At 69.8% G+C, this 9558-nt stretch carries 9 protein-coding genes; 5 read left to right on the top strand and 4 right to left on the bottom strand.

From position 1 onward, the window contains the following. Positions 1–96 precede the first annotated feature (96 nt). The gene (locus tag PCK14_RS01175) at positions 97–918 is read right to left on the bottom strand and encodes a helix-turn-helix domain-containing protein (protein WP_269936629.1); all 822 of its coding nucleotides are present in this window, start codon (positions 916–918) and stop codon (positions 97–99) included. Between the two features lie 196 nt (positions 919–1114). On the opposite strand from PCK14_RS01175, the gene PCK14_RS01180 reads away from it, so the two are divergent. Genes PCK14_RS01180 through PCK14_RS01195 form a run of 4 tightly spaced genes read left to right on the top strand, consistent with a single transcriptional unit; the run spans position 1115 to position 5541 of the window. Beyond that, complete coding sequence (locus PCK14_RS01180; RefSeq protein WP_269936630.1) at positions 1115–2554, top strand: hypothetical protein; 1440 nt, start codon at positions 1115–1117, stop codon at positions 2552–2554. 23 nt (positions 2555–2577) lie between these two features. Beyond that, entirely contained in the window at positions 2578–3489 is a 912-nt protein-coding gene (locus tag PCK14_RS01185) for a phosphotransferase family protein (protein ID WP_269936631.1), read from the top strand. Further along, on the top strand, positions 3486–4376 hold the full coding sequence (locus PCK14_RS01190; protein ID WP_269936632.1) for a T3SS effector HopA1 family protein: 891 nt from the start codon (positions 3486–3488) through the stop codon (positions 4374–4376). The genes PCK14_RS01185 and PCK14_RS01190 overlap by 4 nt, the downstream gene beginning before the upstream one ends. Beyond that, positions 4369–5541 (top strand): lanthionine synthetase LanC family protein, encoded by a 1173-nt coding sequence (locus PCK14_RS01195; RefSeq protein ID WP_269936633.1) that lies wholly within the window; start codon positions 4369–4371, stop codon positions 5539–5541. Before PCK14_RS01190 ends, PCK14_RS01195 begins: the two co-directional genes overlap by 8 nt. On the opposite strand, the gene PCK14_RS01200 is transcribed toward PCK14_RS01195, so the two are convergent. Together PCK14_RS01200 and PCK14_RS01205 are read right to left on the bottom strand one after the other, a co-directional pair. After that, entirely contained in the window at positions 5538–6605 is a 1068-nt protein-coding gene (locus PCK14_RS01200) for an alkene reductase (RefSeq protein WP_269936634.1), read from the bottom strand. The two genes, PCK14_RS01195 and PCK14_RS01200, sit on opposite strands and share 4 nt — an antisense overlap. A gap of 96 nt (positions 6606–6701) precedes the next feature. Next, complete coding sequence (locus PCK14_RS01205) at positions 6702–7655, bottom strand: patatin-like phospholipase family protein (RefSeq protein WP_269936635.1); 954 nt, start codon at positions 7653–7655, stop codon at positions 6702–6704. A gap of 251 nt (positions 7656–7906) precedes the next feature. Between PCK14_RS01205 and PCK14_RS01210 the strand changes: the two genes are divergently transcribed. Further along, positions 7907–8923: an NAD-dependent epimerase/dehydratase family protein gene (locus PCK14_RS01210; protein ID WP_269936636.1), complete on the top strand. Its 1017-nt coding sequence runs from the start codon at positions 7907–7909 to the stop codon at positions 8921–8923. A gap of 39 nt (positions 8924–8962) precedes the next feature. On the opposite strand, the gene PCK14_RS01215 is transcribed toward PCK14_RS01210, so the two are convergent. Continuing rightward, positions 8963–9496, bottom strand: a complete 534-nt coding sequence (locus tag PCK14_RS01215) for a TetR family transcriptional regulator (protein WP_269936637.1) — start codon at positions 9494–9496, stop codon at positions 8963–8965. Positions 9497–9558: the final 62 nt, after the last annotated feature.

The following is a 9558-nucleotide window of genomic DNA, read 5'->3' on the forward strand; positions in this document are numbered from 1 at the left end:
TGGATGCCCTGTCAACAACCACTTTCGCCGGGCAAAAACCCCAAAAGATTGCCTTTGCGGCATGGAAATGGCGCCCCCGGAACCGCCATCCGGCAGCTATCCGTGGGAGGACGCCAGGGCCGCTGGGCGGGAATCGCCGAGCCTGCCCATGGTGGCAGTGGGCGGCAGGCCGCAGAACGTCTCGAACTCATGGACCAGGTGCATTTGGTCGTGGTAGCCGGCATTGACAGCAATGTCGAGCCATGATTTTTCCGGGCACCGGACCTTGGCGTCCAGGGCCGCCTGGAACCTGGCCACCCGGGCGAAGCGCTTGGGGGTGACGCCGAGCTCCCGGATGAAGGACCGCTCCAGCTCGCGCACGCAAACGTTCATGTGCCAGGCCAGGTCCGTGACGGTGATGCGCCCGCCGCATTGAGCCAGCAGCGTGGCGGCAACGGAGGCCGCGGTGGGCGCGCGCCAGCACAAATCCAGTTGGCGGAGCAGGAACACCTCCGCCAGCTGGGTTCGCCCGGCGAAGCTGGGGGTTTCGGCCAGGACGTTCCACAGGGCCGCCAGCGAGCTGCCCAGCACGTCCCGGGAATCGAAGTGGGTCTCCGCCACCTGGCTTGTTGGCACCCCAAAGAGCGGCCACAAGGCCGTGGGCTCCAGGAAGATCGCGAAGGAATCAATGTCCCCCTCGAACTGCAGGCCCGTGACCGAATACGTGTGCGGGCCCACCAGCGACATGGGCAGGGATGGCTGGCACAAGCCGTTGGGCAGCTGGACGTTGATGGGGTCGCCGAAGTCAAAGTGGACCACTGTTTCCAGGAAAGCCGGCATGGGCTGGGACTCAAGGATCCCTGAGAGGGTGCGCTGGGCAAACGCCCGCACGAACGGGCGAAGTGCGCGCGAGGCAGGGGCGGACTGGACACTGCGCATAGATCCCCGGCCCCTTCCCCCGGCCCACATCGGGACGTCGCATTTCTACTAGGCGACGTAGCCTCCCACAGCAAATGATGTGTGTAAGCGAATTTTGATTGATTCGCCCAGGTAATGCAATGCCCCGGGGGAAAAGCTTTTCGGGGACGGACATCCAAACCCATGCGTTGCGGCTTGGAGAAGTTAGGAGCCCATGATGTCTGAGGGAAGCGCGCACCAGCAGAAGGCGGCCATCCGCCCCGTCAAGGAGGCAGTGGAGGACAAGCTCCTTAGCACCCCCGGCGTGGTTGGCGTCGACATTGGTGAGAAGGTCAGCGGCGGCAAGCCCACCGGGGAGATGAGCATCGTTGTCTACGTGGAGGCCAAGAAGAAGAAGTCCGCCCTGGATGCCAAGGACGTGGTTCCGCCCGTGGTGGACGGGGTCAAGACCGACGTCCAGCAGATGGTCATCGAACTGCAGCCGGCCATGGTCCACCTCGAGGCCGGCCTCCAGGTGGACGCCACCAGCTACACCACCTTGCACGGCGGCATCAGCATGGGCCCCTCACGCAGCGTGTTCCTGTCGCCGCCGGACGTTCCGGCCCCTGGCAACTACGTGTTTGTCGGAACCCTCGGTGCCATGGTGCGGGACCGTGCAAGCGGCGCCACCATGGCGTTGACCAACTTCCACGTTGCCTGTGTGGACAGTGGCTGGGCCGTGGGCAACAGGATGGTCCAGCCGGGGCGTGTGGACGGGGGCAGCCCGGCCACCCAGGAATTCGGTGCGTTGACGCGTGCCCAGCTGACGGAGAACACCGACGGCGCCGTTGTCACGGTCGATTCCGCCAAGGCCTGGGACTACACCGTTGAGGGCATCGGCGACGTGGCCGGCACGGCCGTGGCCACCACGGGCATGGCCGTGCAGAAGCGCGGCCGGACCACGGAGCACACCTTCGGCAATGTCGCCTCGACTGACGCCACCATCACCATTGACTATGGAGACGGCATTGGCAGCAGGACGCTGCGGCACCAGATCCGCATCGCCACCGACACGGCGCAGTCCGCCCGCTTCTCCGACCACGGGGATTCCGGGTCCACGGTGCTGGACATGAACCGCAACGTTGTGGGCCTGCTGTTCGCAGGTTCCTCCGACGGCTCCACCACATTTGCCAACCCGATCGCAGCGGCCCTGAACGAGCTCGGCGTCGACCTGCTGGTGCGCCCGGCAGTGGTGGTGACACGGCCCATCGTCTCGTGCCTGAACACCCGCCTGACCATCTGTGAGCTGACCCGGCCGGCCACCTGCTACGTACAGACGCGCACGGCCATCTGCACCCTGACCCGGCCCGTTGTCTGCGACGTGGTGACCCGCCCCGCGGTGTGCAACATCGTCACGCGCGCCATCTCCTGCCCCGCCACCCGCATCCCGGTGTGCGTGACGGTCACCCGCCCGTTGTGCAACGTCCTGACGCGCGGTGGCTGCCCGGGAGACTGGGAGATCCCCGGGGAGGTCATCAACCCGGGGCCGCGCGGGGATTCCGGCTGGACGGGCTCGCAGTACGACACCGACTCCTTCGACACGGACCCGTCCTACATTGCCGGCTACCTTGCGGCCCTGGAGGAAATCGCAACCCTTGAACAAGAGGGTGAAAGCTGAGCACGGTTGCCGTCCCCGCCCTGGTGGCCCGCGCTGTTGAGGCGGGACTGCTGGACGCAGGCGAGATTCTGGACGGAATCATCGCCGTGTTCCCGCAGTCCCGCAGCAACGTGGTCCACCGGGTGGAGCGGAACGGCGTTCCGGTGGCCTACGTCAAGCAGCGCGGCGCGTCGTCCTTGCTGGACGGGGACGACGTGGTGCTCAATGAGCGTTCGGTGCTCACCGCCTTGGTGCGACTGGAGTGCATCCCGAGCGCGCTGCCGGTGGATGGCGGCAATGCCGTCTGGGTGCAGGCCATGCCGGGCAGGCCGCTGGCCGAGATTCCCTGCGGCAGTGCCGCGTTCGACGGCGCCTGCCGGGGACTGGCGCAATCGCTCGTGCAGCTTCACACCTGGTCCGTGGACGGGCCCGCGGCGGAGCTGCCCCGGGCGGCCGAACCCTGGGCGCTGCGGCCCGGGAACCTCCCGCCGTCCATGGCGGGCAGCCCGCCCGGGTCGGCGTTCTCCGCAGTCCTGGAGCTGGCCCGCGATCCGGAGGTGCGGGCCGCCCTGGGGCATGCCGCAGCCGGGTGGACCCGCACAGCCTGGATCCACGGCGACGTCTCGGCGAACAACGTCATCATCCACGGGGACAAGGCTTCCCTGGTGGACTTGGAGGGCGCCGGGCTGGGCTGCCCCGACTGGGACCTGGCCACGGCGGTGTCCACCCTGCGCGGGCTGGGCGGCACGGGGACGGAATTCCTGACCGAATACTGGCGCCTGGGCGGCCCGGCACGGCTGGATGACGCCATGCTCACGGTGCGGGCGCTCCAGACAGCCTGGCAGCTGGCGGCCCTCGGCTCCCAGCCGGGGGGCCGGGCCGCCGACGGCGCCCAACAGCTCGAGGCCGCCCGGAGGCATGCCGCCTCATTCCTGGCCACCCATGGCGGGCGGTGACGGTGAACATGTTCAGCCCGGCCCATGCGAGGTCCCTGTGCGAAGCCAGGGCCATGGGGGTGCCTGCGGTTGCTGCCGGGCAGGACCTTGCGGCATTCCTCTACACCCGGTGGTATGCCGCCCCCCGGGCCGATGTCCGGCTGGATCCTGCATGGCCTCCCCTGGAGGGAATGCTGCGCCTGGCCCAGCAGGAGGCCCTTGGCTGGCAAGCGGCCACCGCCGTCGGGCAGGGCGCCGGCGGGGTGGTGGTTGCCCGGGGCGCCGGCGGCCGGGCCAGGGCGCTGCTGCGCGGGGGCTACACGCACGTGGCAGGCAGTGGGCGCACGGGCCTGCCCGTCCAGCCGGGTGAGGATGTGGTGGCAGTGCCCCGCTCCGGCGGTGTCACCTCGGAGGGGTGGTGGCGAAGCTGGGGCTGCGGCTGGGACCCCCGCACGGCCCCGGAGGGAACCACGCGGGTGTACCTCAGCCCCGCAGTGTGGGAGCTGCCCAGCCTGGTCGGCGCATTGACAGTGGCCTTGGAGGAACATGCTGAACCGTGGATGGTCAAGGTTGCCGCCCACGCCGAAAGCCTGGGCCGGCCCGACGCCGTCGTGGTCTACCTGGCGTCCACGGCCGCCTTTGGCGCCATTGGGGAGTGCGCCACGGGCCGGGTGCAAGACCACGCCGGTCCACCGCTGACGGGGCCGCTCTCCCCCGGCGTTGCGTGGGCCCAGGACCCGGGAGATGGCAGAAGCTTTGGCGAGAGCCGGTGCTCCCTCGTGGCAGCGGCCATGCTGCGCAGCCTGGACGGGGACGACCAGTCATTCCTTCGCGCCGCCGCCGAGGAGTTCACGGCGGCCGGCCTGGATCCCGCGGCACCGCACATGGGAAGGCCCGCCAATGCCTGAAGATCCTGCCCTGCCCCTGCTCCGCAAAACCCTGGAGCGGTGCCTTGACGCCATCACCGCAACCGCATTGACGGCAGGAGACCGTGCCGGCTGGCCCAGCTGGGAGCTCGACGCCGGCGGAGAGCCCGTGTGCATGGTGGGTGGGCGCCCCAGCCTGTACGACGGCGACGCAGGCATGGCTTGGGCGCTCGCCGCCCTGGCCCGGGCCACGGACCGGGAGGACCTGGCCGGGCTTGCCACGCGGGCAGCGCACAGCATGCTCCACGCAGATGAACCGGGGCTGCTGTCCGGGCAGGCCGGAATCGCCTTGGCGCACCATGCAGCCGGCCAGGCCCCGGGGCAGCTCCCGGACCCGTCAGTCTTTCAGGGCGCCGACCTCACGGGTGGGCTTGCCGGCCTGCTCCTGGCCCAGGTCCGCATGGGCCGTTGTGGAACTTCGACGGTCCAGGCGGTGGACCAACTCGACGAGATGGCCACCGCCACCCCAACGGGTGTCTGCTGGCCCGAATCCAATGCACCGGAGGGAAGGCCGCTGTGCGGCATGGCCCACGGCAACAGCGGAATTGCGCTGGCCCTCGCCGAGGCGGCTGCGGCCCATCCGCCCTGTGCCGCGAAGGCTGCGGCGCTCGCGGTCCAGGCGCTGCGTTGGGAATCGGCCTGGTTCAGCCCCATCGAGGGCGGCTGGCCGGACCTGCGCACGGAACCGCCGGCGCATCCGGCGCTGTGGTGCCACGGCGCGGCCGGAATTGCCGCGGTCCGGCTGCGGCTCCTGCAGCTCCCGGCCGGACTGGGGCTGCCGGCGGACCTCCTTCGGGCCGAGGCCGAGGCGGCCGTGGCAGCCTGTGGCACCGAATTGCAGCGCGAACTTGGCAGTGGCGGTGTGCCTGGCGGGCTGACCCTGTGCCACGGCCTGGGCGGGCCGCTGGAGGCACTCGTGCTCGCCAGTGAAACATGGCAAGTCCGGGCCCACCTGGACGCGGCGCGCCAGCTGGCCGCTGCCGCCGTCGACATGCTCGACGACGACCCCCTGGCCTGGCCGGCCGGGGTCAGGGCTCCCGGCAGCACGGGCCTGTTCGTCGGCGTTGCAGGGGCGGCACTGGTGCTGGCCAGGCTGCTCGACCCCGGCAGGCTCGCCAGCCCGGCCCTGCTGCTGGGGCGGCCCTAGTTGGACCAGAACGGGTAGTCCGTGTATCCGGCGGCGCCCTCCGTGTAGAACGTTGCGAAGTCGGGCTCATTGAGCGGCAGCCCCTTTTCCCAGCGGTGCGCCAAGTCCGGGTTGGCCAATGCGGGACGGCCGACCACCACGGCGTCGGCCCAGCCCAGGATGTCCTGGGCGTCCTTGAGCGTGGTGATGCTTTCAAAGCCGGAGTTCAGGAGCACCGGCCCGCCAAAGCGCGCCCGCACGTCCTGGACCAGGCTGCCGGAGGGGTCCCGGTGCAGGATGCTCAGGCCGGCCAGACCCAGCGATGCAAGTCCGTCGGCCAGTGCGGCGTACGTGGCCAGGGCGTCGGCCGGGTCGGTCTCCAAGGCGCCCTGGAAGTTGTGCTCCGGCGAGATCCGCAGCCACGTGCGCCCGGCGCCGATGGCCCGTGCCACGGCCGTGGTGGTCTCAACGACAAGCCGGGCGCGGTTCTCCGGGCTGCCGCCATATGCGTCGCTGCGCGTGTTTGATGTCGGGGACAGGAACTGGTGCAGGAGGTATCCGTTCGCGCCGTGCAGCTCAACGCCGTCGAACCCGGCTTCGATGGCGTTGCGGGAGGCCTGGACGAATTCCTCGACGATGGCCGGCAGTTCTGCCGTTTCCAGGGCGCGCGGCACGGGGTAGGCCCGCTTCCCCGCATAGGTGCGGCTTTCGCCGTCGTGCGCCAGGGCGCTGGGGGCCACGGCAGTGTGCCCGCCGTTGGTCTCCGGGTGCGTGATGCGGCCCGAGTGCATGACCTGGGCGATGATCCGCCCGCCGGCGGCGTGGACGGCGGCGGTGACTCGCTGCCAGCCGGCGATCTGCTCCCCGGTCACCAGGCCGGGCTGGCGCACAAACGCCTGCCCGGCGGCACTGGGGTAGGTGCCTTCCGAGACCAGCATGCCCATGGTGGCGCGCTGCCGGTAATACTCCACCACCAAATCCCCCGGGACGCCGTCCACGCCGGAGCGGGAACGGGTCAGGGGCGCCATGACCAGGCGGTTGGGCAGTTGCAGCGCGCCAAGGGTGAGCGGGGAAAAGAGGTTCAAGGAGGTCTCCTGCGGCTGGGTTGGGTGTTCACACACCGGTTTGGGTTCGCTTGCGCCAACCGGCGGATGCGCACTGCCTATTCCCGGCCCGGCGTGTCAGCCCCAGAACCCGGCGATCTGTCCGGCCAGGGCAATGCCCTGCCCGTGCCCTGCCCGGGCGGCGGCGGGGCGCAGCGAAAGGTCCATGGCATTGGCGCCAAACAAGTGTTCGGAGCTGGCGTCCGGGACGATGGCCTGGACCGTGGCGCCCGCCGCACGGAGGTCCTCAAGCTGGGCCGCAAGGTGCATGCCCCAGGCCGGCGGATGCAGGGACCTGCCGCCAAAGGGTGACAGCACCAGCACGCGCCGGCAGCCGGCTGCGAGGTCGGCGTTCTCGCTGGAACGGCGGTAGCCGCCGTCAATGTAGTGGTTGTTCCCAATCCCGTAGGGCAGGCTGCTGGAGCAGCTTGCGGCTATGGCGTCGGCCAGCTCCACTCCGCTGTGGCGGTCGAACACCACGGGTTCGCCGGTGGCGGCGTCGACCGCCGTGATGGCCACGTGCTGCTCCGGCCACAGCTGGCTGGGCAGCCGTGCGGCCACGGTCGAGAGCCACGCAGCCTGCCACGAACCGTCCGATGCGGAGTCGCGCTCCAGCGCCGCCGCACCCATGCTGCGGCGCATTTCATCCGGATTCCCGGCGGCCGCAATGATTCTCAGCGTCCTGTCCAGGGGGCTGGCGGCGGGCCGTGCCGGGCCGCCTTTGCGCGGCGGTTCCGGCGGGGCCGTCCGCCGCCGGGGAACTGCGGCAAGGGTTTCTTCCAGCAGCCGGGCGGGGTCCGCCGCGGTGATTTGGGCCGCGGCCGTGGACCCGGCCGATGTTCCGATGATGAGCCCGGCGCGGCTCACATCCAGGCCGGCCTCGTGCAGGCCGGCAACGACGCCGATCAGCCAGGCATTGCCGGTGGATCCGCCGCCGCCGAGGACCAGGGCCCGCTCACCGGCGGGTGCCTGCCACCGTTCGAAGCGTGGCCCGGGCGTGGCGTGGAGGGTTGAAAAAGTTGGTGAATTCATGGGAGTCGCCTTTCGCGAATTGCCTGTGCGGGGCTCCCTGCGGCGACTGGATCAGTCGCACGACCGTGGACTGCGGGGAGCACCCATTGCGGATACTGCGTTCATGGGACTCACCTCCTTCAGCGTCGATCACGATCAGGGGAAACGTAGCACGCGGACCGACGGGCGCACAACGGCCCTCGCCGGTTGGGCCGGTTCCGCTGGCCGCGAAGCCTCTGGCGCACGGCTGCAAACCCGGCTTGACTGGCCCCATGAGACGGATCCTGATTCTCGGCGGCACCGCGTGGCTTGGCCGCGAAATGGCTGAAGCGTTCATTGCCCAGGGCGGCGAGGTGACCTGCCTGGCCCGTGGCGAATCCGGGGCGTGGGCCCCGGGCGCCACCTTTGTCCGTGCGGACAGGGACACGGCGGACGGGCTTGGCACAGTCGCAGCGCAGCGGTGGGATGTGGTGGTCGACGTGTCCCGCCAACCGGGCCAGGTGAGGCGTGCCGTGCGCGAGCTGCAGGGACAGGCGAAGTTCTTTGTGTTCATCTCCTCGGCCAACGTCTATGCGGACCAGGGCACCCAGGGACAGGATGAGGATGCAGCGCTTCTGCCCCCGCTCAATGGCGACGTCATGGAGTCCATGGAAAGCTACGGGGAAGCGAAGGTGGCGTGTGAACAGGCCGTCCTTGCCGGCTTCGGCGATGCCCGGTCCCTCGTGGTGCGGGCCGGGCTCATCGGCGGCCCCGGGGACATTTTTGGCCGCTCGGGCTACTGGCCCCTGCGCTTCGCCCACCCGTCCACACCGGACAACGCCGTCCTGGTTCCAGCGGCCCCGGGCCTGCCGGCCAGCATCATTGACGTGCGCGACCTCGCCGCATGGATTGTGCGGGCGTCATTGGCGCAGCTCCACGGCGTTTTCAACGCCACAGGCGACGTTGCCACCTTCGATGAACACCTTGCCGTTGCCCGCCAGGCAGCCGGCCACACTGGACCGCTTGTCAGCGCGGCACCGGATTGGCTGCACCGGCACGGAGTGGCGGAATGGGCCGGCGGGAAATCGCTGCCGCTGTGGCTCGATGATCCGCTGTGGCGCGGCATGAACGCCAGGAGCAACGGACGGGCCAAGTCGGCCGGACTCACCTTGCGTCCCCTGGCAGAGACGCTGCTGGACACCCTCGCATGGGAAGTTGCCACCGGCATCGACAAGCCCCGGCGTGCCGGGCTGTCGGCTGCGGAGGAGGCCGGGCTCCTGGCGGAACTCCGGAGCACCAATTCTTCCTGAACCGCCGGCCGCTTGGCCAGTGCCTAAATGGCCAGGCCCCTAAGCGGATCCCGCACCCAGGCCGGCCAGGAATATCCCCAGGCCGAATTCAAAGGCGGCATCGGCGCCGTCGTCCGTGTGCTCCACCAGGCCCACCCGGGCCAGGCCGGCCGAGGTCTGCTGTTGTGTGGCGGCGCCCAGAATGTAGTGGATCAGTGCATCGGCGGCCCACTGCCCGTCCTGCCGGGAGAGGCCTTGTGCGTCAAGCAATTGGCGAAACTGCAGCAACGGTGAAGGCCCCTGCGGTGCCAGCGCATGGGCCAGGGCCACCACCTCAGCGCCATCGCGCACCGACAGCAACGCCCGGCGGATGGCCAGGGCAAGTCCGCGCAGTGACGCCGCCTGGCCCACGGGTTCCAGGATCAATCCGGCCAGCACCGTGAGCAGGTCCTGCTTGTTCTTGATGTGCCAGTAGAGCGCCCCGGGCTGGACGTCCAGGTCCCGGGCCAGGCGGCGCATGGACAAATCTGCCAGCCCGTAATCGCGCAGGATGGCCATGGCGGCATCGACGATCTGCTCGCGGGTCAATGCCATTGGCTCCTGCCCCTTCCGTTGCGCTCCCGTGCCCCGGCGGCACCCCACCATCATCCCCCATG

It is taken from the genome of Arthrobacter sp. HY1533 (assembly GCF_027568515.1).
In the GTDB taxonomy this organism is placed as follows: Bacteria; Actinomycetota; Actinomycetes; order Actinomycetales; family Micrococcaceae; genus Specibacter.

Coding starts and splice junctions, on each gene's coding strand:
- PCK14_RS01180 (WP_269936630.1), top strand. CDS start 1,115: ATGTCTGAGGGAAGCGCGCACCAGCAGAAGGCGGCCATCCGCCCCGTC.
- PCK14_RS01205 (WP_269936635.1), bottom strand. CDS start 7,655: ATGAATTCACCAACTTTTTCAACCCTCCACGCCACGCCCGGGCCACGC.
- PCK14_RS01195 (WP_269936633.1), top strand. CDS start 4,369: ATGCCTGAAGATCCTGCCCTGCCCCTGCTCCGCAAAACCCTGGAGCGG.
- PCK14_RS01215 (WP_269936637.1), bottom strand. CDS start 9,496: ATGGCATTGACCCGCGAGCAGATCGTCGATGCCGCCATGGCCATCCTG.
- PCK14_RS01210 (WP_269936636.1), top strand. CDS start 7,907: ATGAGACGGATCCTGATTCTCGGCGGCACCGCGTGGCTTGGCCGCGAA.
- PCK14_RS01175 (WP_269936629.1), bottom strand. CDS start 918: ATGCGCAGTGTCCAGTCCGCCCCTGCCTCGCGCGCACTTCGCCCGTTC.